Source organism: Nostoc sp. DedQUE02, from assembly GCF_034531035.1.
Classification (GTDB): Bacteria; Cyanobacteriota; Cyanobacteriia; order Cyanobacteriales; family Nostocaceae; genus Nostoc.
The window spans coordinates 1-23247 of sequence record NZ_JAVRBY020000030.1 but is presented as its reverse complement, the minus strand read 5'-3'; the positions used below and the strand labels follow the sequence as shown (position 1 = coordinate 23247).

The following is a 23247-nucleotide window of genomic DNA, read 5'->3' as shown; positions in this document are numbered from 1 at the left end:
CAGTCCCTAATAGTGATTACCAACTTTGCGGTGATGCACAGCAGTCAAAGCATCTGGCTTAGAAACCCGCCCTGCATAGACTGTGCTGTATACTGCCCAATGGTCGCCACAATCCATTCTACTGATGACTTCGCACTCCATGTAGGCGAGGGCATCGTTGAGGATAGGCGCACCATTTTCGGCTGGCTGAGTTCTCACACCTTCAAAACGATCTGCGCCAGGGGCGAACCGTTTCAAAAAGTGTTTCATTAGTGGTTGGAAATTGCCTTCTTCTAAAACGTTGAGAACAAAGCGATCGCCTACTTGCATGAGTGATTCAATCGCCCGATCTTTGGCTACTGCAATGGAAAATCCCAAGGGTTTGAAGCTGGCTTGAGCAACCCAGGAGGCTAGCATGGCACTGGATACATCGCCTTTTTTGGCAGTGATGATATATAATCCGCCGCTAATTCTACCAAGTGCTTTATCTAAGTCAGCACCAAGGGATTTCATAGCTTTGATGTTGCGATCGCGTGTTACCCATTGAGCTAGGTCTGTACCCGCTTCTTCACACAGTTTGTAGGTATTTTCTGTAGGTGTTTGTTTAATCCTAATCGCTGGAAAAACTGTTATTAAACCCAAATTGCGGAATTTACTCAGCAAAGGATCTATCGGCTCATCATCGCCACCGCCGGTTTCAAATACGCCGATAGCTTGCTTTTCTTTGGCTGATCCTAAAACTGTGCTAAGTGCAGCTTGGATACTTGCAGCACCAGAAGCCGGAGGTAGACCAACGATTAACCCAGAACAACGGCCAACTAGTTCTCGTAGTTCTTGTAAATCGACTTCCGATCCCAAATCGACAATTTCCACAGCGACACCAGTTTTACCGATACCGTTGGCAATTGCTTGCGCGAGGCGATCGCTATATCCGTATTCGGAAACGTAAAATATCCCAATTGTTGTTTCTGCCTTGGTTTGGCTTTGGCTCCAAGTGCGGTAACGTCCAACTAGTTCTTCTACATTGTGAGATAATAACGGGCCGTGTCCTGTGGCAATCATGTCGATCGTTTTCAGTTCACCCATCCGCTTCAGGGCAGAGAGAACTGACCGAGCATTCGGCCCCATCAAGCAATCGTAGTAGTAATGAAAGTCTTCTTCGATCGCCGCCAAGTCTTCATCAAAGGTGCTATCTGAGCAGTAGTGCAACCCAAAGGCATCGCAGGTGTAGAGAGTTTTGGTTTTGTGGTCAAAGCTAAAGATGGTATCCGGCCAGTGTAAATTTGGGGCAATCACGAATTCAAATTCATGCCCATTGCCCAAATCTAAGCGATCGCCATTTTTTACAATCCGCCGCTTAAATGGCTGATGTACCAAATCTTCCAGAAACTGAATCGCCACTTTAGAACCGACAACGGTTATTTCTGGAGCCATTTGCAGCAAATCTTTAACTAAACCGCTATGGTCTGGCTCAGTGTGGCTGATAATCAAATAATCAATCTCTGTTGGCTTGATTAGTCCGGTGAGCGTATCGAAGTATAGTTGACGAAACTTTTCATGGGAGGTATCAACTAAAGCAGTCTGCTCTCCCCGGATGAGAAACGAGTTATAAGTAGTACCGTTTTGCAGACCAAACTCAATATCGAAGCGATCGCGATCCCAATCCAAAGAGCGAATCGCTGTCGTCTCTTGAGCGATTTCCACAGTCTGTATGGTGAGCCGTTTTTCAGTTTTTTCGGTGAGTGCTACCATAACTCCCTCCTTGACACAATGAGTATTTGTTCCTCTTGTTTTATTGTGACACGGGATGAATGTTAATTTTTATTAAAAAACATATAACTGACTTAAAAAAGTTAAAAGTGTGAAACCGCATAAGCACCCAGAACACACAGATAATATTTGGCTAGCTTTGGAAATTGGCAACTCTCGGCTACATTGGGCGTTGTTTATTGGCGAGACGCTTTACTCAGCTTGGGATACTGACTATCTACCTAAGTCTGTTATACAACAACTGGCTGAATGCCAAACCCTGAACGATTTACTAGAGAAAATTTTTCCACAAGGTGAATCTCTAGTAAACACTCTGCCCCTTTGTCCTCTTTTCATCGCCTCCGTAGTTCCCAGCCAAACTGCTATTTGGCAAACTTACCCAAATACTCACGTTATTACCTTAAACCAATTACCGCTAACAGGTATTTATCCTACATTAGGAATTGACCGCGCTTTAGCTTTGTGGGGTGCGGGGAAAACGTGGGGTTTTCCAATGTTGGTAATTGATGCTGGGACAGCGTTAACTTTTACTGCTGGAGATGATAATCAGTGTTTGATTGGAGGTGCAATTTTGCCGGGATTAGGTTTGCAATTTGCAACTCTCGGTCAGCAGACAGAACAATTACCATTAGTGGAAATGCAAAACTTTCCGTCTCTACCATCGCGTTTTGCTCTTAATACTCCAGAAGCTATTGAAAGCGGAATTATTTACACTATTTTAGCTGGAATTAAAGATTTTATTGAGGCGTGGTGGCAATTATTTCCTAATGGGAAAATTGCGATTAAAGGAGGCGATCGCACTTTATTAATAAACTATCTACAAGCCTTATATCCTGAAATTGCAGCACGCTTAATTGTGGAACCAAATTTGATTTTTTGGGGAATGCGGGAAATAGTAAAACTGCTCTAAGTCAGACCCAGAGCAGCTTAGATTGATCAATTAGCAGGTCGGAATTGAGCTTTGATTCTCTGAGCGATAGAAGTAGCTTCACGGCGAATCCTCTCAGGGTCAACCGTGAGCATCTTACGTTTTTCCATTAAAACTTGTCCATTTACAATTACAGTATCAACATCTTGGGCATCTGCTGCATAAACAAGATGTGAGATGACATCGTAAAGCGGGAGCAAGTGTGGTTCTTTAAGCTGGACTTGAATTAGGTCGGCTTGAAGTCCCACCTTAATTGCACCAATTTTATCCGATAAGCCAAGTGCTTCTGCACCACCAACTGTTGCCATACGCAAAACTGTCTTAGCTGGTACAGTAGTCGGGTCAAGGGTAGTCCCTTTATGGATGAGGGCAGTGAGGCGAATTGCCTTCCACATATCAAGAACGTTGTTCGATGCGGCTCCATCCGTACCTAAACCAACCTTAATTCCTGCTTTCAGCATCGCCGGAATCGGCGCAAAGCCAGAAGCCAGTTTCAAATTCGAGTCAGGATTGTGGATAACACCAACACCGCGTTTAGCCAGCAGGGCGATTTCACTTGCGTTAGGCCAGACAACGTGTGCGGCAAATACACGCGGTTCTAGGAAACCCAGATTTTCTAGATGTTTGACTGGAGTTGCGTTATAGCGTTGCTGGACATCTTTTACTTCAGCTTGTGTCTCTGCCAAGTGAATTGTCAACGGCACATCGTAATGACGTGCAGCCTGAATAGCCTGGACAAGATGCTCTGGCGAAACAGTGTAGGGAGCGTGCGGAGCAAGAGCTGGTATGATACGTTCGTTCTTACCTTTCCAACGTTTCAGAAAATTTATCGACAAGGCAAAAGCATCATCCCATCCTTGGAAACCAGGGCTGGGAAAATCTATTGAAGAGGGCGCAATAATGGCGCGTAAGCCGCATTCACTAACGACTTTGGCAGCGACATCTGGCTGAAAGTACATATCAACAAAGGTTGTTGTACCACCGCGTATCATCTCCCAGCAGGCAAGCTGTTCGCCAACGCGGACAAAATTTTCATCAACGAACTTCCCTTCTGCTGGGAAGATGTAATTCTGGAGCCAATCTTGCAACGCTAAGTCGTCCGCAAGACCGCGAAACAGAACCATTGCTGAGTGAGAATGACCGTTGACCAGACCCGGCATCAGCACCAGACCGTCGCCTGGTAGCGTCCTGTCGGCTCTGTAAGATGCCATGATTTTGTATTGTGTGTCTACCGCAACAATTTTGCCGTCCCTAATGGCGATCGCACCATTCTGGATAACGGGTTGTGCCTCGTTCATCGTTACGATAAAATCACCACCCACAATCAGTTGTACTCTTTGCTGCCCTTGAGCGACTAGATTATAGTTACTTTGAGCAACAACTATCTGACCAAAAAAGATGAACAACGTTGTACAGACAAAAAGAACTAATAGCTTATAGTATTTTGTCAGATGATATTTCACACTAAAATATCCTTGTTGAATTTTTGTCGTGACTTTATCATCCGTCTAATTGCTACTAATTTCACAATTAAAAATTGTGAATTATACCAATTCATTTGTAACTATTCTTTACTATTTACTAGCATTTAATAGCCTTATTTAATCACTTCTTAATCACTTTTTATATAGAAAAATCATCGTTACTATAGGACTCATATTTGATTTCTGAAAAAATTCAGTACAACTCAAAGAGGCTTCTTGACTGTTGCCTATTGCCTATTGCCTCTTGCCTCCTACGCAAATAAGTATGGCTACGCTCCCGTGAGGGATACAGAAATCAAATCGGATTGCTTATAATACTTTCATTAAAAAATAATTGGCTAGACCCATAATATTAGGAAATAAACCTTCAAATCTAGTTATTATTTGAGTTTTAAAAGTTGCTTTTGAATTTTCTTTTACCAAAATTATTAAAGCTGGTCATAGACGCTTTGGATGTCCGTGACCAGCTTTCATCAATCTTAGAATTAAGGAAATGTTAATATTTTAGCCAACGAAAAATTAAAGTTTTATCAAAGTGGCTCAAGATGTTTAAGTTTTGGCTTTTTGAGCAGTAACTTGTCTACGCTTCATCAACCAGGCGATGCTAGCAGTGAAAACTGTGCCACCCGTTGTTAATGGTTCAGGGACTGGGGTAGTAGAGGTAATATTAATTAATCCATTGTTCTGATCTATTGTTCCCTGAGTTGGATTTCTCAGGCTAAGTCCTAAACCAACAGTTCCGAACAGATAATAATCTGTACTTTGGGCATTATCCTGACCTACATCAAAGTACCCAAACAAAGACTTTGTGGCTATATCGTAGTTAAAATCTAAAAAACCATAAACAATACTCTTATTAGTAATTGGAGTAAAACTATTCAATAATTTTTGACTTGGGTCAAAAAAAGAAACTTCCAGGGATTGAAGTTTTGAATTGTCTATGGTTGTGTAACTTTGAGTTTCATCATAGGAAAACGAGCCTTTAGCTGAATACCCTGCATTACCAGTCCAATCAAAGTTGAGTGTAACTGCCTGGACTGGGACAGCTTTTAGTAAACCCAGACTCATCACTACCCCAGCAGTAGTAACGATACAAAGCTTTTGAGTTAATTTCATCAGAAAAGTTTTTCCAATTTAATAATCTGGATGAAGCCGCTCTAGGCTTAGTATAGATTATTGCATTGCTTTGTGAAAAAATAATTTTAATACCAATTCTTTGTAAACTTGCATACTTTGCCGTATCATGCATCAAGACAGTATCTAAATCCTCAATTCCCTTTAATAAACTCCCGAATCTCGATCGCTACAACACCAGCACAAGATTCTGCTAAGTCATTTCCGGCATGGGCAATCATTTTTAACTCGACTTTCGGCATCAGTTGAGCATAAACCCGACTTTTAGCTAAAGCATCTGGTGTATCTTGGCCACCTTGTAAAATAAAAACCGGCACATCTATCATATAAAGCCGCTTTTGTACTAATTCCGCCTCAATTTCTACTTGCCGCCGTTTGAAAAGTAACTGACAAGCTATGGGGTAACGCAACAATTCCTGACGTAATTGCAAATCCTGGGCAATTTTTTCATGCCAACCCAGAATTTTAGTTAAAGGAATTAGCGATCGCAACAATTTAACTATTAGTGGTGAATAATTCAATAATCGCCGCATCTTTTGGCAATGCTGTTCTTGTCCTGCTATCTCTACACCCTCTGGTGCTAGCAATACCATACCAGCAACTTTCTCTGGATACTTTAACGCATAGCTAGCAGCAATCCAACCCCCAAGAGAATGCCCTACTAAATATACTTTTTCTAACTTAACAGCTTGCAAAAACTCAGCTAAACACTCAACTTGTAAATCTATCGAATGGTAGATATTTGGATTTTCTGATTCACCAAACCCTAATAAATCAGGTGCAAAACAATGAAAATCTTGTGCAAGCGACTCCATCACAGATAACCATTGACTGCTTTCATTCCAAGCACCATGTAAAAAAATTATAGGGGTTTTTTCACCGACTTCACGCCAGAATAATAGCCCTTGAGAGAGCTTTCTTCGGGAGTTACGGAATAGTGTATCCATTTTAATTTAGCAGTTAACTTGTAGCACCATAATAAAATAAATAGTCATTAGTCATTAGCATCTGACAAATAACTAATGACTAATGAAAAAAATATTGTTATGCCAGTGTTGTCAAACCATTCAAGTAGTCTTGCAACTGCCGAGTATGGTCGTGAGACATCTGTCCTGAAGGTAGAAAAGTGGGAGAGAAAGCTTGGATTTCCATTACTTCCAAAGTATCCTGAATCTCCATTATTCCCTGTACCTCGGCTTCAACCACAATACAAATTGAATGGATTCGGGGATCGCGGTCTGGTGCAGAATAAACTCCTACCAAACGGTTAATTTTCACCAATTCTAGCCCGGTTTCCTCCATCAATTCCCGGCGGACTGTATTGGGAATATCTTCTCCCCAATCCACTATCCCTCCAGGCAATGACCAAAGACCATTGTCGCGCCGCCGGATCAGTACAATCCGACCATCGGGTAAAATTGGGATGATACTAGTACCAGTAATGGGATGACGAAATATAATACCCAATACTGTTTGTCCAATACGCCATAAGCTACGTGTGGACTCGACAGCTGCCGGAAAAAAAGCAATAACGTTCAATCTTCAAAATTTCTGTGTTGTATTCTATAGTTCCCTACCACTTACATGGACTCAACTAATAAAATCTTCGTTGAGTTTTGTTTTATACAAAAATGTTTGTGGGTTGAGGTTTTATTCTCACGATTTACGTAGAATACTATCAATTCTAACATCAAGTTTCAATAGAAGCACTGTATTTATATATACATAATATCTTTGTAATTAAGAAAATTTTCAGTTTCTATCTAGCATTAGTACTGCTGAAACTAGCTATTAATAATAGTTTTTCAGTACACATTAAAAAAAATAATATGAATAATAATTCAGAATCCCTAAGTCTGAATTCTAAATTTAGAAGAGGCAAGTAAGTAGGGTTTCAGGGACTTCCAAAAAATAAATTATCCTAAATTATTTATACATTTGTAGGGTAACACAACTGTGCTAACCAGAGATGGGGTGTTTTTTTCACTGAAAGTCCCTAAGAAACCTCGACTTAATTTAAAAACCAGTAAATCAAATATCAGATTCCATGCTTAAACCCACCCATTCTTACTGAGTTATAACGACTGACTCCTGAATTCTTTCGTGATAAATTTGGTTTGTTTCAATAAGTACAACAAGTTACCTAATTTCCAATCTATTTGATAGATTGGAATCTAAGAAAAGGTATTTTTCATCTAGCTTGCGAGGATAATTCTGAATTATTCTTGACAGACTTAGGTGAAATGCGGTAGACTAGTACACTGTTTAAAGCGTATTTATTGCTGCACTAGGCTACAAGTATATCAAGAATATTGGTAGCTAATATTGCCTACGTGATGCCTAGTTGCTACTTTTTTGTTGTTTATTAATGAGGTGAACATGGCCAAGCGCCGTAACCCAAAAAAAGAAAAGGCGCTACGTAACCAGGCGTATGCCAGAAAGTTTCGTAAACGGACTACGACAGGAAGAATGCAGAGAAGGTTCCAACAAAGACCACCAAAGAGTGAAGAAGAAGAAGGCGCAGCAACAGCAGCTGACACTGACTAAGTTGTCTGCTTAAATCCTTGTTATTTAGATTATTTATTTTTTAGGGCGTACATTGATTTGTACGCCCTTATTTATTTTTGGGCATTGGGCATTGGGCATTGGGCATGGGGAAGGGGGAAAGGGGAAAGGGTAAGGGGTAAGGGGAAAGATTAAATTTATTCCTTTTCCCTTTAACCTTTAACCTTTTCCCCTGCTCCCCAGTCCCCAATCCCTCTATTGAGCAATTTGAGTGCGGGCAGCTATAAGTGCTTTGCTTACCTGTACAAAGCCAGTACCTCCGTAACTGTTGCGGGCTGCCACAACTTGACGGGGGGATATCGCCTCATAAATATCTTCTGCAAATGCCGGATGTAGTTGTTGCCACTCTGACAACTTCAAATCTTTTAGGAGTTTACCTGCGGCAATACTAGTTTTTACCACCTTACCCACAAGGTTGTAAGCTTCCCGAAAAGGAACGCCCCGTGCTGCCAAATAATCTGCTACATCGGTGGCATTAGAAAAATCCTCCGCCACAGCTGATGCTAACCGATGGGTACGAAATTCTAAGCCTTCCCTGAGCAAAATCGTCATCGCTTCTAAAGAGGCTTTGACTGTATTAACGCTATCAAATAGACCTTCTTTATCTTCTTGCAAGTCTTTGTTATATGCCAGGGGAAGCCCCTTCATAATCACTAACATCGCCTGGAGATGACCGAATACACGTCCAGTTTTCCCCCGCACTAATTCTGGAACATCGGGGTTTTTCTTTTGGGGCATGATACTAGAACCCGTAGCACAGCTATCTTTGAGGGTGACGAAGCGAAATTCTTCAGATGACCAAAGAATGACTTCTTCTGCAAGGCGACTGAGGTGAACCATAATCAAGCTAGCAGCACACAAAAATTCGATCGCAAAATCGCGATCGCTCACTCCATCAAGGCTGTTAGCATAAATATCGTCAAAATTCAATAGTTTGGCTGTGTAGTGGCGATCAATAGGGAAAGTAGTTCCCGCTAAAGCACCACACCCCAAAGGTGAGATATTCACGCGGCGAGAAACGTCTCCTAAGCGTTCCCAGTCGCGTTGTGCCATTTGAAAGTATGCCAAGAGGTGATGAGCTAAACTCAGGGGTTGGGCGCGTTGGAGGTGGGTATAGCCAGGAATCAGGGTTTCAACGTGCTTTTCAGCTATATCTAGTAAAACACCTTGAAATTCTCGCAATTGGCTTTTGATTTCTTGGATTTGGTCGCGCAGGTAGAGTCTAGTATCTGTGCCAACTTGGTCATTACGCGATCGCGCCGTATGCACCTTTTTACCCACATCGCCGACAATTTCTGTAAGTCGGCGTTCAACTGCAAAATGCACATCTTCAGCATCGACACTAGGCTGAAATTTACCTTGGCGATACTCTTGGCGAATTTGTTCTAAACCTGTAACCAGTTGCTCTCCTTCTTCTGGGGAGATAATGCCCGTATGAGCGAGCATTTGGGCATGGGCTTGAGAACCAGTGAGGTCATATTCGATTAATTCAATATCAAAACCTATACTGGCATTAAAACGAGCGATCGCTGGATGCAACGCTGATTCAAACCTCTGGCTCCAAGTTTCTTGTTTGGTCATAAATTATAAGGGGAGGGCATCAATTTTGGATTTTAGATTTTGGATTAATCTAAAATCTAAAATCCAAAATCTAAAATTTCTTTAACCGTAGCTAGTTAGATTCCGAATCATATAGCCAATGACTAAACCAATCAACAATGCCCACACTTGACCCGTTTGTATAAAGTGGGCCCAAGCTTTTTGCATCTGACCCATAACGTTTGGATCAGTGATTGTTTGTGCTAGTGCCGTCAAATTTACAGGCAAATGCCAAAGTAACTGAGATGTCAAATCGCTGTAGTGGCTCATATTGGGTACTTAAGAAGTTAGGGCTGAAAAATTCCAGTATCAGTTTATTCTTTACCAAGAAGGGGAAAAGGAGAAAGGTAAAGGGGGAAAGGGCAGGAATAAAGAACTTTTCCCCACAAGGTACAAAGCCCCTATTTTTAAATAGGTCGAACAAAAAAAGAAGATTTTGAGACACGTAGTGCGTTCGCCCTTGGCTTCTCGCAGAGAGAAAAATCAGCGTCTTTATTTAAAACCCCTGCTTTAAAGTATGGGGTTCCCTTTCCCCTTTCACTTTCCCCTTTCCCCTTCTTCATATTAATTACTGATATTTACTGAAATATTAGATATAACTTCAATGTCTTAACTCAAGATGCAGCCGATGCCAACCGCAATTTCTCGGCAGTCCGCAAAATTTGCCCCGCCAAAACTGCTGCACCAAAACCATTATCGATATTTACTACGCCTACTCCCGCAGCACAAGAGTTAAGCATTGTCAATAAAGGTGCTAAACCGCCAAAACTTGCGCCATAACCGATACTGGTGGGTACAGCAATCACGGGACAACTGGCTAAACCTGCGACAACGCTGGGTAAAGCGCCTTCCATTCCCGCCACGACAATTAATACCGATGCGGACTCAATCACGTGGCGGTTACTTAATAAGCGGTGAATCCCCGCCACACCAACATCCCAGAGGCGCTGTACTCGGAAACCAGAAAGTTCAGCAGTGACAGCCGCTTCTTCAGCAACGGGTAAATCGGCAGTACCAGCAGAAAGGATACCAATTTCACCCGCAAATTGTGGTTCGATGGTAGGGGGAGCGATCGCACAAATTCGCGCCGATTCGTAATATCGCAAACCGCTAACTTTTGATTCCAGTACGGCATAAACTGCTGGTTCAATGCGAGTTGCCATCACCACCGGATTACGGAGACGCATCACTTCCATAATTTGAGCAATTTGATCGGGCGTTTTCCCAGGGCCCCAAATCACCTCTGGGAAACCAGTTCTTAGCTGGCGATGGTGGTCAATTTTGGCAAATTCACCTACAGATTCATAAGTTAAATCTTTGAGTGAGTCTAATGCCGTATCTGGCGTAACTTTACCATTGGCAACCGCTTCTAGGAGCGATCGCAAAGTTTTGTCATTTGTCATTGGTCATTTGTCCTTTGTTACTTATCAGTTGTCAGTTGTCAGTTGTCAGTTGTTAGATACCACTAATTACTAACTAATGACTATTGACTAATGACTAATCCGTTACTTTAATTTGTTCAATATTCCAGAATGCACCGCCAAGGGCAGAGAATTTAATGCCTTCAAAACGATTACGCACTGCTGACATTGAATAAGGATTAACCAAGTAAATAAAAGGTAAATTTTCCTGAGTAATACGCTGTGTTTCGGCATAAATCGCTTTAACTTTAGCTTCGTCTAATTCTCGTGCAGCTTGGATGTAAAGATTCCCTATTTCGGCTTCCCAAGGAGCAACCTCCCAATCCTGAATCGGCTTTTGTCCTGCTTGGGGTTTCTGATTAAACATGTGCAATCCGCCTTCAGGCGCCCAGACATTAGCACCATCATTTGGTTCTAATCCGCCCGTCAGACCCATCAAAGAAGCTTCCCAATCCAAGGAGTTAGAAACTTTGTCAGTAAAAGTATTCCATGCCAACGGGGTAAAATCAACTTGAATGCCGATTTTGCTCAAGTCTTGTTTAATCTGCGATCCCATTGCCTCACGGATTTTATTTCCAGCATTGGTAAGCAAAGAGAAACGGACACGATTTCCTTGAGCATCTACTAATTGATTGTTGTTGTACTTAAATCCTGCTTGTATGAGTAAATCCTTAGCTTTTTGCTGATTGTAATCGTAAACTTTTAACCCTTCTTTAGGGGAAAGATAATAAGGACTTTGTACAGAAATCGGTGAATCTTGTGGTACACCTAAGCCGCGAAAAGTGTTATTAATCATCGTTTGGCGGTCAATTGCATAAGCTATAGCCTGCCGAAATTGCACATTATTGAACCACCGAGACTTAACCGGATCGACTAATGGTTTTCCGTTCCTTTTACCTTTGTTGAGATTGAACCAAACAAACGATGTAGCGGATGTTGGCCCACCATTATAAATTGTGAAATTACTCTGCTTTTCTTGCACCTTTAGCAAAGAAAAGTAATCTGGTGACACTCCTACAGTATCTAAACCGCCAGAACGAAATTGCAGCAACGAGGTATCTGTTGATTCCACAATTTGCCAAATTACCCGTTCAATATAAGGCTGGGAATTGCCTTGAGCATCCTTGCGCCAGTAGTAGGGATTACGCCGGAAGACGACACGCTGACTAGTATCGTAGCGCTCTATTTTGTAAGGGCCGTTGACAATAATTTGGTCGGGAGGAGTATCAACGCCCCATTGTGTCAGAAAAATCGGCTTCCCATCTTGGTCTTTCGTTTTTACCGATTTTTGCAATATGTGGGCGGGCAAAATTGGCGAACCTGTACTCAGTAAAAAAGGTCTAAAGGGTTCTGGTACGCTAAACTCAACCCGGCGTTCATCCAATTTTCGCACAGTGGGCAACTTCCGACTTTCACCAACCCTCAAGCCGTCTCTCACATCTGTAGGAATCGCCTCGTTTAAGTAAATATCGTTGTAGGTAAACACTACATCATCTACTGTTAGTGGCTGACCATCAGACCATTTCAACCCTTGGCGTATGCTAAAAACAATCTTTAATTTATCATCGGAAATTTGCCAGGATTCTGCTAATGCTGGCTCGACTTTAGCGGTTATTGGATTTTGGGTGATTAACCCCTCATAAATTAGAGGAAAAACATTAGGAAACTCTTGACTCAGAGGGTAGTTGAAAGTTTTGGGATCGCTAAGAATGCTACTTATTAATTGTGGCGTTTGAGCAGCTGCACTTTTGAAGTTAGCTGGATTGCAGGCGGTAACGGTAAGTGCTGTTGCTGAAGTCAAAATTATTGGCAACCAAAAATATTTAATTGCCAGAAATATTTTTCTAAAAAATTTCATAATTTTCAATTTGTTTCCATCTAATCAGTCTTCAATATCTTTATCAGAGGCTAAAACAAATTCACTCTGAAGCAACTAGCAAGACAACAGCATAAGCACATATACCTTCTTCACGTCCAACAGGGCCTAATTTTTCATTAGTGGTAGCTTTGATGCCGATTTGATTTGGTTCTAATTCTAAAATTCTTGCTATTTTGTCACGCATGTTGTGAATATGCGGTTTTAATTTTGGGCGTTCTGCTACTACTACCGAGTCAATATTTCCCACCTGCCAGCCTTGATCGCGAATCAGTTTATGTACTTGATTTAATAGTACTAAACTATCTGCTCCCGCCCATTGGGGATCGCTAGGCGGAAAATAATGACCAATATCCCCCAAGGATAATGCGCCAAGCATGGCATCCATAATTGCGTGCGTTAATACGTCAGCGTCACTGTGACCCAACAAACCTAGTTCATGAGGAATTTGAATTCCACCTAAGATTAAAGCGCGATCGCTCACCAACTGGTGAATATCGTAGCCGTTACCAATACGAATTTTAGTCATTTGTCATTTGTCATTTGTCATTTGTCATTTGTTAGGAGTTAGAAATTATTCTTCTCTCCCTGCTCCCCTGCTCCCCTGCTCCCCCTGCTTCCCTTCCTGCAATTTCTCCAGGAGATCGGGGCGGCGATCGCGGGTTTTTTGAATTTGTTGTTCGTAACGCCACTGTGCGATCGCTGCGTGATTCCCACTGAGCAAAACATCAGGGACTTTCAAACCGCGAAAATTAGCAGGACGAGTATATTGAGGATAGTCCAATAACCCTTCCTCAAAACTTTCTGCTGTCAGGGACTCCGTTTTGGCTACAGTTCCGGGTATTAGGCGCACTACACCATTAATCAAAGCCATTGCTGGAATTTCTCCGCCAGTCAGAATAAAATCCCCTAAAGATACTTCACGAGTTACCAAATGTAGCACCCTCTCATCCACTCCTTCGTAATGCCCGCAAATAACTACTAACTGGTCATAATTTGTCACCAATTCTTTCAAAAGAGGTTGATTAATTGTTTGACCCTGTGGACTCATCAAAATTACTTCTCTTCGGGGTAGAATCGGCAGCGACTCCACAGCAGTAAAAATAGGTTCTGGCTTCATTAGCATTCCAACACCACCGCCGTAGGGTTCATCATCTACTTTTCGGTGCTTGTCAGTGGTAAAGTCCCGTGGGTTAACCAGATGCACTTCGGCAATCTGTTTGGCTAAGGCTTTACCTAGCAGCCCAGAATTGAGAACAGAGTTAAAACAGTCAGGAAAAAGCGTAACTATATCAAAGCGCACAGTTATTCGTATTCGAGGACACTAATCTTAAATTTGAATGTCTAGCAAACACCAGCAAGCCAAAGTCCAGCCCGACTCCAGTTAAACTTTATCAATAGTATCTAAAACTACCAGACCTCTTGGATTTTAGATGGGATCAAAAGTTTTTCTAATTACTTAATTTATGTTTAAATGTTGTCACAACTACATTTAAATTAATAATCATATCAAGTTAACAACTTCCAGGATGCATCGAGCCAGCCTCAGAAAAAAGCGTAGTCTTAACTGCTTGTCCCCAAACTTAAAAGGGGAATATAGCTACTTAAAGACTATTTTGCCCTGCTGCAAGTGGACAGGTGAAAAACAAGGCGCTGGCGAGAGAGGAATGGGAACGAACACGTTTAGACTGAGGCAACGCGAGCGTTAAGCGAGAATTTGGAGAGTGGCTGACCCAGTTCCAAACTTCCAAAAAGTGTCCTCTCAAAAGTTGCAAAGCGCAAAAATCATCAGGCAACTGAACCTTGTTAAATTCACCTGAAGTTGTTGACAGGAGAACCAAAATGCCGCAATTACAAGCTAAATCGCTAGAAATGAGGACACCCCAAGCAACTAAAACCGCCGTTCTGGTTATCGGAGGTGCAGAAGATAAAGTTCATGGGCGCGAAATCCTACGAACTTTTTTTGGACGCGCCGGTGCTAGTAAGGCTTATATTACAATTATTCCATCTGCCTCTCGCGAACCTGCCATCATTGGTGGTCGGTATATTCGCATTTTTGAAGAAATGGGTGCCCAGAAGGTAGAGATTTTAGACATCCGCGAACGAGAACAGTGTGAAACCTCTCAGATAAAAGCATCCTTAGAAGCCTGTAGTGGGGTATTTTTGACAGGAGGAGACCAGCTGCGTCTTTGTGGCGTATTGGCAGATACGCCAGCAATGGAAATTATTCGTCAGCGGGTGAGGGCGGGGCAACTGACGTTAGCAGGCACCAGTGCAGGAGCGGCGGTGATGGGGCATCACATGATTGCTGGCGGCGGTAGTGGAGAAACGCCCAATCGTTCCCTAGTGGATATGGCAACGGGTTTGGGATTTATTCCCGAAGTAATCGTCGACCAACATTTTCACAACCGTAATCGGATGGGGCGACTGATTAGTGCGATCTCAGCTCATCCGGATCGCTTAGGTATTGGCATTGACGAAGATACTTGTGCTGTGTTTGAACGTGATGGTTGGCTACAAGTTATGGGTAAAGGCAGTGTTACCATTGTCGATCCCACTGAGTTGACCCACACCAACGAACCCCATGTCGGTGCTAATGAACCCTTAACCGTACATAATTTACGTCTTCATATCCTCAGCTTAGGCGATCGCTTCCACTTGTACCAGCGGACTGTATTGCCTGCTGTACACCGAATCTCCAGCTGACGGGATAGAGTATCTGAGGTTACACTGAGTTGGCCGCACATTTATTATTTCTTACCGTACAAAAATGATAAGAATACCATGTAAAAAGAAAAAACTGTTTTTAACGAACAGTTTAGCGGTCAATTCCAGTAAGAAACTAGAATTTTGGTTCCGAATCTCCATCTACCTATTCCCATGAGAATCCTCAAGATCCAGACATTACGCGGCCCAAACTATTGGAGCATTCGACGCCACAAACTGATCGTCATGCGCCTCGATTTAGAAAACCTTGGCGAGACGCCCTCGAATGAAATCCCTGGCTTTTATGAAGGATTAGTTGAGGCGCTGCCAAGTCTGGAGGGCCACTATTGTTCGCCTGGCTGTCGCGGTGGTTTTCTAATGCGAGTCAAAGAAGGCACAATGATTGGCCACATAGTGGAACACGTAGCCTTAGAACTTCAAGAATTAGCTGGTATGCATGTCGGCTTTGGTCGCACCCGCGAAACTGCCACACCCGGAATTTACCAAGTAGTAATCGAATACCAGAATGAGGAAGCGGGACGCTACGCTGGACGAGCCGCAGTACGGCTGTGCCAGAGTATTGTTGATCGAGGCCGTTATCCTAAGGCAGAACTAGAGCAAGATATCCAAGACCTGAAAGACTTTATGCGTGATGCTTCCTTAGGGCCTTCTACGGAAGCGATCGTTAAAGAAGCAGAAAAAAGAGGTATTCCCTGGATGTCGCTGGAAGCCCGCTTCTTGATTCAGCTAGGCTACGGCGTGAACCAGAAGCGGATGCAGGCCACAATGACGGACAACACCAGCATTTTGGGTGTAGAACTAGCTTGCGATAAAGAAGCCACTAAACGCATCCTTGCTGCTGCTGGTGCGCCAGTACCCAGAGGTACAGTAATCAACTTCTTAGACGATTTAGAACAAGCCATTGAATTTGTTGGTGGCTATCCCATCGTCATCAAGCCACTAGATGGCAATCATGGACGTGGGATCACCATTGATATCAGAACTTGGGAAGAAGCTGAAGCTGGATACGAAGCTGCCAGACAAGTTTCCCGATCAATCATTGTCGAAAGATATTACGTTGGGCGCGACCACAGGGTACTGGTGGTAAATGGGAAAGTAGTAGCAGTAGCCGAACGTGTCCCGGCTCATGTCATTGGCAACGGCAGATCCACCATCTCTGAACTAATCGAAGAAACCAACCTTGACCCAAATCGTGGTGAAGGACATGATAACGTCTTAACCAAAATTGAACTAGACCGCACCAGCTACCAGTTGCTAGAAAGGCAAGGTTACACCCTAAATAGCGTGCCACCCAAAGGTACTATTTGTTATCTCAGAGCAACAGCAAACTTGAGTACAGGTGGTAGTGCCGTTGACCGTACCGATGAAATTCACCCAGAAAATCTTTGGTTAGCACAACGAGTAGTCAAAATTATCGGTTTAGATATCGCCGGACTCGATATCGTCACCACAGATATTAGCCGTCCTTTGCGGGAAGTAGATGGCGTGATTGTCGAAGTTAACGCCGCTCCCGGCTTTCGGATGCACGTTGCCCCAAGTGTCGGCATTCCCCGTAATGTCGCTGGCGCAGTCATGGATATGCTGTTTCCTAACGAGCAATCTAGCCAAATCCCCATCCTCAGCATTACGGGTACTAATGGCAAAACCACCACTACCCGACTGCTAGCACATATTTATAAACAGACTGGAAAAGTAGTAGGTTATACTACCACCGATGGAACATATATCGGTGATTACTTAGTAGAATCTGGTGATAATACAGGCCCTCAAAGTGCCCACCTCATCCTCCAAGATCCCACAGTAGAAGTAGCAGTACTGGAAACAGCTCGCGGTGGCATTCTCCGCTCTGGATTGGGCTTTGAAGCCGCAAATGTGGGGGTGGTATTGAATGTAGCCTCTGACCACTTAGGAATAGGTGATATAGATACCATTGAGCAGTTAGCTAACCTGAAAAGCGTTGTAGCAGAAGCCGTATTCCCGGATGGCTACGCGGTACTTAACGCCGACGATCGCCGCGTCGCCGCTATGTCAGAAAAAACTAAGGCTAATATTGCCTACTTCACCATGAACCCCGACTCGGAATTAGTGCGGAAGCACATCCAAAAGGGTGGAGTAGCGGCAGTATATGAAAATGGCTATTTGTCAATTGTTAAAGGTGATTGGACACACCGTATAGAAAGAGCCGAAAATATACCTTTAACAATGGGCGGACGTGCGCCGTTTATGATTGCCAACGCTTTAGCAGCAAGTTTGGCAGCGTTTGTGCAAAACGTCACAATTGAACAGATTCGTGCTGGTTTGAAGACCTTCCGGGCCTCAGTTAGTCAAACACCGGGACGAATGAATTTATTTAATTTAGGCAACTACCACGCTTTGGTGGACTATGCCCACAACGCCGCTAGTTACGAAGCTGTAGGTTCCTTTGTGCGGAACTGGACTACAGGACAACGGATTGGCGTAATTGGCGGGCCAGGCGATCGCCGCGACGAAGACTTTGTTACTTTGGGCAAATTAGCAGCACAAATTTTTGATTACATCATCATCAAAGAAGACGATGATACACGGGGACGACCACGGGGATCAGCTGCTGAATTGATTATTCAAGGCATCAGCGAAGTTAAGCCTGATAGCCGCTATGAATCAATTTTGGATGAAACCCAAGCGATCAATAAAGGCTTAGACATGGCTCCTGATAACAGTCTGGTGGTCATTTTGCCAGAAAGCGTTACTCGCGCAATTAAGTTAATCAAGCTGCGTGGTTTAGCGAAGGAAGAGACACACCAACAAAATCCCGGCACAACTGTCATCGATTCCCAAAATGGGATTACACCTTCTTCTGTTGTTAATACCTTACTGTAGTCAAGAGGAGTCAGTGCGCTGACTCCTGTATTTTTATTATTGTTTTTCTTCTTCCTGATTGGTTTCCTCACTGGGAGTTTTCATCTCCTCCTTAAAACCTCGTAGGGTTTTGCCTAGTGCGGTTCCCAATTCGGGAATTTTTTTTGGCCCAAAAATTAGAACAGCGACTATGCTAATTACAGCTATTTCTGGCCATCCCAGTCCAAACATATAAATTTCCTCTAAGGCATCTGTAATTAAATATAGACATTGATGGCTCAAATACGATGAGTTCGCCATCGATCAGCGCTCAACCCCCTTGCAGAAACAAGGTATAAATAAACCTAATATTGTTAAGTATTGTTACATATAGCAATACTGATATCGCTAAATAAATATCTCTTTTAAAACAGTCCTAACTGTACTGACTGGTTCTGATCAGCATTTTCTATTGCGATTGATGGTAAATCTGGTGGAGGTTCCACAAGCAAAGGAGCATTTTCTTCAAATCTCAGTTTTGAGCTTTTGATATAATTTTCATCAATCTCAAAAGCCAACCAGCGTCTTTGTAAAGTTTCTGCAACTCGACCTGTCATATTAGAACCAGCAAAAGGTTCTAAAACAATATCACCTGGTTCTGTACAAAGGTTAATGACAAACTCTGGTAAAGCTTGAGGAAATCTGGCTGGATGTGGCTTAAAATATTCTTGTTTGCAACGCCTTTGATAATAATCGTTGGAAGCTGTATTCGAGACAGAAATTAAATTTACGGGCTGGACTAAATCTTCAAATAAAGTTTCTTTTATAAGAGTCGGTTGCCCTATTTCTTCTTTCTCTGTACTACAACGTCCATCAATAATATTTGGGGGAATTGCTCCTCCCCTGTCCTTCCCAAATTTATCGGAAATATCATGTCCTGATGGTCTAATTTTAGGTTTATATCCATTATTTAAAAGGTTTTTCATCGCATTACTATAAGGCTTTAAAACCCTTCTATTATTAGCTTTAGGATGTGGTTCTTTTGACAGCCACCAAATTGTATTTACTGAATCTTTAACTCTTTCTCTGCGAACTGTTACCCATTCGGCAGGGGTAGGTAGTTTTGCTGGGTTATACCAATACAATTCTTGTGCCAAATAAAATCCAAGTCCGCCTTTTTCTTTTGCTTTGCATAAAGAAACAACCAGTTCAAAATGATAAAGAGAACGAACTGGCATCCCTTTAATCCAACTGCCACCAATATCAATAACTAATGAGCCTGTTGGTTTAAGAATACGGTAAAAGTGTGTCGCATAATCTTTAAACCATTCAACATATTCGTCAGCATCAACGTTTCCATATTCTTTTTTACGAACTAATGCAAATGGTGGAGAGGTACAAATTAAATCGATACTTTCGTCGAGAATACCAGCCATTAATTCTAGGCTGTTTCCCAAATAAGCAGCACCAAATTTTGTTTCGTAGTAAGGGTTACAATTAAGTCTCATCTAAGCTTTGTTAGTACATTTGTACAGTATATAAAGACAGTATTATCCATAAAAGCATAAGTTTTCCAACTCTTAGCTATTTTTTTTGATCAATTTGCTGGATGAATAGAGCAATATACCAAGTATCTACATTTATGGCAGTGCTTGTTTTTTATACCAAGTATGGTCGAGACAGAACTGGACACTTTGAACAAAGCAATCATTAACGCAACTAATTTTTAATTGGATTGGTAATTGGCAAACCTAACCAATCGCTCAATTCCTGAGCTAGCCATTCTAATTCCGCTTCAGATTTGATTGCACCATCACTACCACCAAGTTGATATTTTTTTACTCCTACCCAAATATCCAATTGTGCGGGAACGGCAATTCTCGTACCTTCAGAATCTTTCGTAAAATGTTTGGGAATGTAAACTAATTTATTAATACTTTGTCTTGGCGATGCACGGGGACGATAAAATTTCCAAGCAAACAACTCCCAAGTTAGGGAAATTTGTTCGCGATTCAGGCGTAAGCAGATGCGTCCAAAAAAATGAAAGAAAAATTTATACACCATCATCAAGCCAGCACCCCAAAATGGAAGTGAAAACAACGCAAAGGGGATGTTGACAGGAAAAGGTGCTGAAAGTGCGCCAATTGTCCAAAAGAGAATAAATGAATTCCAGACGATCGCAAATAAACCTGTGAATACTATTGATGGATCAAAACCAGATGGTGGAACGATAATCTCTAGAGAATCCCAATTTTTAGTTAGTTGAATCTTACTCCCGTCTGGTTTGCTGCCAATTAAAGCAGGTAATGTCGCTTGTGATTTTTCTAAGGCTGCGATCGCAACAGCCGCAGAACTAAAACGCCCTTCTAAACTGGGTTCAATCATCCACTTTAGCCACTTGCTAAAGCTGGGACTCACATTAGCCGCTTGTTCAAATTGAATGCGAAAATCCTTTTGCGGTAAATCGGCTGGGTGATCACCCGTCATTAAATAAATTAAAGTTGCGCCTAAACTATAAAGGTCTGATGCTGCAACAGTGCGTCCGCCAAATTGCTCTGGTGGCATATAGCCATAAGTTCCTACCACAGTTCTTGTGCCGATTTCTGTGGCGAGGATAGTCTGAACTGAGCCAAAATCTACCAAATAAACTTGACCAACACTATTACCAGAACGCTCCCCTAATAAAATATTGCTAGGCTTAATATCACGGTGAATTAGAGGCGGATGTAGCTCATGTAGGTAAACGAGAATCTTTAAAAGTGCTTTAGCTATCTCTTTAATTTCAGTTTCTGTAAAAGTCCGCCCAGATTGTAAGTATTGTTCTAAAGTTTGTGCAGGGATATAAGTTTGTACGAGAGCAAATCCTTTGATGGTTGGTAAGTTTACCTCAAAATAGTTTAAATAGCCAGGAATTGAGGGATGTGCTAGGTTTTTTAAAGTTTCAGCTTCTCGCTCAAATAACTTGAGTGAATCCCACTCAAAGTCACTACTAAAAGAAAGTAACTTGATGACGACTAATTCCTGAGTTTGCAAATCACGGGCTAATAGCGTCCGCCGCCCTGCTTTTTTTCCTAATAGCTGCTGAATTTCATAGCGTTCGCCTAATATTTCGCCAATCATTATGTTTTCTTCTAATGCTACGGTTGAAAAGTTTTTAGAGCTTATAGCTTTTCAATTTGGCAAATCCATATCTTTAGTATAATTGCGTAGTTCTATGCCCTCCCAACTTTGGCCTTATATTACCCCTGGTATTCCCGATGAATTATTTGAGCATTTGCCAGGAATTCCCCTGAGTCAGCGAGAAGTCCGCCTGCTATTGATTGCCCAACTGCGGCTAAAATCAGATTCTGTGTTGTGGGATATTGGCGCAGGGACGGGTACAATTCCGGTAGAGGTGGGGCTATTGTGTCCAGGCGGACAGATTATCGCTATAGAAAGGGATGAAGAAGTAGCTAATCTGATCAAGCGTAACTGCGATCGCTTTGATGTGAAAAACGTCGAAGTAATTGAAGGTAGCGCCCCAGAGTGTTTACATAACCTTAAACTTGCCCCTCACCGCATTTGTATTGAGGGAGGACGCCCGATCCAGGAAATATTACAAGCAGCTTGGCATTATTTGCCACCATCCGGTCGGGTTGTAGCCACAGCTGCTAATCTAGAAAGTCTGTATGCTATTTCTCAGAGCTTTTCCCTGTTAAGGGCTAGAAATATCGAAGTCGTCCAGTCTGCGGTTAACCGCTTAGAGACGCGTGGCTTTTCTCAAACCTTTACCGCCGTTGATCCCATTTTTATCCTTAGTGGTGAGAAACTGGATTAGGGAATGGGGACTGGGGATTGGGGACTAGCGACTAGGGACTGGGGACTAGCGACTGGGAAAAAGTTTATCCTAATACCCAATACCCAATACCCAATACCCAGCACCCAATACCCAGTACCCAATACTTCTATGCCTTGGTCTCGGATTATTAGTGGAATTGTTGCGATCGCTCTTGCTCTTTCTGCAACCCTTTTGGGGGGTTGGTACTTTACCATCATCTTTGCAGTTATCATCTTTTTGGGTCAACAGGAATATTTTAATTTGGTACGAGCCAGAGGCATCGCTCCTGCTGCTAAAACCACTATGGCTGTCAGCCAAGTCTTGCTGGTGATTTGTACCCTTGATGGTAGTTTAGCTGACGCTGTGATGCCACTTGCTGGCACACTTATTTGTTTTTACCTGCTGTTTCAGCCCAAATTTGCCACGATCGCTGATGTTTCCGCTTCTATTATGGGGCTGTTTTATGTCGGTTATTTACCAAGTTACTGGGTGCGGTTACGAGCAATTGATAGTGCTGCTTTTAGCAATCTCCCTTTCGGAGGTTACTGGCCCACAACCTGGACAGATTTCTGGGAAAAGGCAAATTCCGCTTCTTTAGCTCAAGGTTTTACAGCAACACTGCTGACTTTTTTGTGTATTTGGGCTGCGGATATCGGCGCTTACACTATTGGCAAATTCTTTGGAAAAACTCGTCTGTCTGAGATTAGCCCGAAAAAAACTGTAGAAGGTGCTGTCTTTGGAATTACTTCAAGTGTTGCTGTAGCCATAGCAGGAGCCTATTATCTAGATTTGCCGAGATCCCTCTTCACTGGTTTAGCATTGGGTTTGCTGATCGGCATTGCTAGTCTTTTAGGGGATCTTACAGAATCTATGCTCAAGCGAGATGCTGGAGTTAAAGATTCTGGACAGTTAATCCCCGGTCACGGTGGTATTTTAGACCGTACCGATAGTTATATTTTCACTGCTCCTTTAGTTTATTATTTTGTGACATTGCTATTACCACTAGTTAGCAGATAGGTGAGTTGGGGATTGGGCATTGGGGGGAGCAACGCAAAAATGTGAGATCATCGCTTTTTGAAGCAGGGGGAGCAGGGGGAGCAGGGGGAGCAGGGGGAGTAAAGAGAGAATTT

General features: G+C 42.6%; 20 protein-coding genes. 6 read left to right on the top strand and 14 right to left on the bottom strand.

Translation table 11 applies throughout. From position 1 onward, the window contains the following. Window positions 1-6: 6 nt before the first annotated feature. Complete coding sequence (locus RMX98_RS21320; RefSeq protein WP_322677550.1) at window positions 7-1731, bottom strand: diflavin flavoprotein; 1725 nt, start codon at window positions 1729-1731, stop codon at window positions 7-9. Window positions 1732-1840: 109 nt separating this feature from the next. Here RMX98_RS21320 and RMX98_RS21315 point away from each other — a divergent pair, with 109 nt between their 5' ends. After that, entirely contained in the window at window positions 1841-2659 is an 819-nt protein-coding gene (locus tag RMX98_RS21315; RefSeq protein ID WP_322677551.1) for a pantothenate kinase, read from the top strand. 26 nt (window positions 2660-2685) lie between these two features. Here the strand turns inward: RMX98_RS21315 and RMX98_RS21310 are convergent, their stop codons facing one another. The 4 genes from RMX98_RS21310 to RMX98_RS21295 form a co-directional block, all read right to left on the bottom strand. Continuing rightward, window positions 2686-4140: an amidohydrolase gene (locus RMX98_RS21310; protein ID WP_322677552.1), complete on the bottom strand. Its 1455-nt coding sequence runs from the start codon at window positions 4138-4140 to the stop codon at window positions 2686-2688. 570 nt (window positions 4141-4710) lie between these two features. Further along, a complete protein-coding gene (locus RMX98_RS21305) occupies window positions 4711-5277 on the bottom strand; it encodes a hypothetical protein (RefSeq protein ID WP_322677553.1) in 567 nt (188 codons plus the stop codon). A 152-nt stretch (window positions 5278-5429) separates the two neighbouring features. Then, complete coding sequence (locus RMX98_RS21300) at window positions 5430-6242, bottom strand: alpha/beta hydrolase (protein WP_322677554.1); 813 nt, start codon at window positions 6240-6242, stop codon at window positions 5430-5432. A gap of 97 nt (window positions 6243-6339) precedes the next feature. Further along, the gene (locus RMX98_RS21295) at window positions 6340-6834 is read right to left on the bottom strand and encodes an NUDIX hydrolase (RefSeq protein ID WP_322677555.1); all 495 of its coding nucleotides are present in this window, start codon (window positions 6832-6834) and stop codon (window positions 6340-6342) included. An 840-nt stretch (window positions 6835-7674) separates the two neighbouring features. Between RMX98_RS21295 and RMX98_RS21290 the strand changes: the two genes are divergently transcribed. Further along, on the top strand, window positions 7675-7842 hold the full coding sequence (locus tag RMX98_RS21290; RefSeq protein WP_012412073.1) for a hypothetical protein: 168 nt from the start codon (window positions 7675-7677) through the stop codon (window positions 7840-7842). Window positions 7843-8055: 213 nt separating this feature from the next. On the opposite strand, the gene argH is transcribed toward RMX98_RS21290, so the two are convergent. The 6 genes from argH to trmD form a co-directional block, all read right to left on the bottom strand. Next, window positions 8056-9441: an argininosuccinate lyase gene (gene argH / locus RMX98_RS21285; RefSeq protein ID WP_322677556.1), complete on the bottom strand. Its 1386-nt coding sequence runs from the start codon at window positions 9439-9441 to the stop codon at window positions 8056-8058. Window positions 9442-9522: 81 nt separating this feature from the next. Beyond that, entirely contained in the window at window positions 9523-9729 is a 207-nt protein-coding gene (locus RMX98_RS21280) for a hypothetical protein (RefSeq protein ID WP_322677557.1), read from the bottom strand. A gap of 344 nt (window positions 9730-10073) precedes the next feature. Next, a complete protein-coding gene (larB, locus tag RMX98_RS21275; protein WP_322677558.1) occupies window positions 10074-10862 on the bottom strand; it encodes a nickel pincer cofactor biosynthesis protein LarB in 789 nt (262 codons plus the stop codon). Between the two features lie 94 nt (window positions 10863-10956). Then, a complete protein-coding gene (locus RMX98_RS21270; protein WP_322677559.1) occupies window positions 10957-12738 on the bottom strand; it encodes an ABC transporter substrate-binding protein in 1782 nt (593 codons plus the stop codon). A 61-nt stretch (window positions 12739-12799) separates the two neighbouring features. Next, a complete protein-coding gene (ispF, locus tag RMX98_RS21265; protein WP_322677560.1) occupies window positions 12800-13285 on the bottom strand; it encodes a 2-C-methyl-D-erythritol 2,4-cyclodiphosphate synthase in 486 nt (161 codons plus the stop codon). 45 nt (window positions 13286-13330) lie between these two features. Next, a complete protein-coding gene (gene trmD / locus RMX98_RS21260; RefSeq protein ID WP_322677561.1) occupies window positions 13331-14059 on the bottom strand; it encodes a tRNA (guanosine(37)-N1)-methyltransferase TrmD in 729 nt (242 codons plus the stop codon). A 539-nt stretch (window positions 14060-14598) separates the two neighbouring features. On the opposite strand from trmD, the gene RMX98_RS21255 reads away from it, so the two are divergent. Next, complete coding sequence (locus RMX98_RS21255) at window positions 14599-15462, top strand: cyanophycinase (RefSeq protein ID WP_322677562.1); 864 nt, start codon at window positions 14599-14601, stop codon at window positions 15460-15462. A 174-nt stretch (window positions 15463-15636) separates the two neighbouring features. Beyond that, entirely contained in the window at window positions 15637-18342 is a 2706-nt protein-coding gene (gene cphA / locus RMX98_RS21250; protein ID WP_322677567.1) for a cyanophycin synthetase, read from the top strand. A gap of 36 nt (window positions 18343-18378) precedes the next feature. Here the strand turns inward: cphA and tatA are convergent, their stop codons facing one another. From tatA to RMX98_RS21235, 3 genes are all read right to left on the bottom strand, one after another. Next, the gene (gene tatA, locus RMX98_RS21245) at window positions 18379-18552 is read right to left on the bottom strand and encodes a twin-arginine translocase TatA/TatE family subunit (RefSeq protein WP_322677568.1); all 174 of its coding nucleotides are present in this window, start codon (window positions 18550-18552) and stop codon (window positions 18379-18381) included. A gap of 173 nt (window positions 18553-18725) precedes the next feature. Beyond that, window positions 18726-19808, bottom strand: a complete 1083-nt coding sequence (locus RMX98_RS21240; RefSeq protein ID WP_322677563.1) for a site-specific DNA-methyltransferase — start codon at window positions 19806-19808, stop codon at window positions 18726-18728. A 211-nt stretch (window positions 19809-20019) separates the two neighbouring features. After that, window positions 20020-21420 carry a serine/threonine-protein kinase gene (locus RMX98_RS21235; protein WP_322677564.1) on the bottom strand — a complete coding sequence of 467 codons (1401 nt, stop codon included), beginning with the start codon at window positions 21418-21420 and terminating at the stop codon, window positions 20020-20022. Window positions 21421-21514: 94 nt separating this feature from the next. On the opposite strand from RMX98_RS21235, the gene cbiT reads away from it, so the two are divergent. Then, complete coding sequence (gene cbiT, locus RMX98_RS21230; RefSeq protein WP_322677565.1) at window positions 21515-22117, top strand: precorrin-6Y C5,15-methyltransferase subunit CbiT; 603 nt, start codon at window positions 21515-21517, stop codon at window positions 22115-22117. Window positions 22118-22246: 129 nt separating this feature from the next. Beyond that, complete coding sequence (locus RMX98_RS21225; RefSeq protein WP_322677569.1) at window positions 22247-23134, top strand: phosphatidate cytidylyltransferase; 888 nt, start codon at window positions 22247-22249, stop codon at window positions 23132-23134. Window positions 23135-23247: the final 113 nt, after the last annotated feature.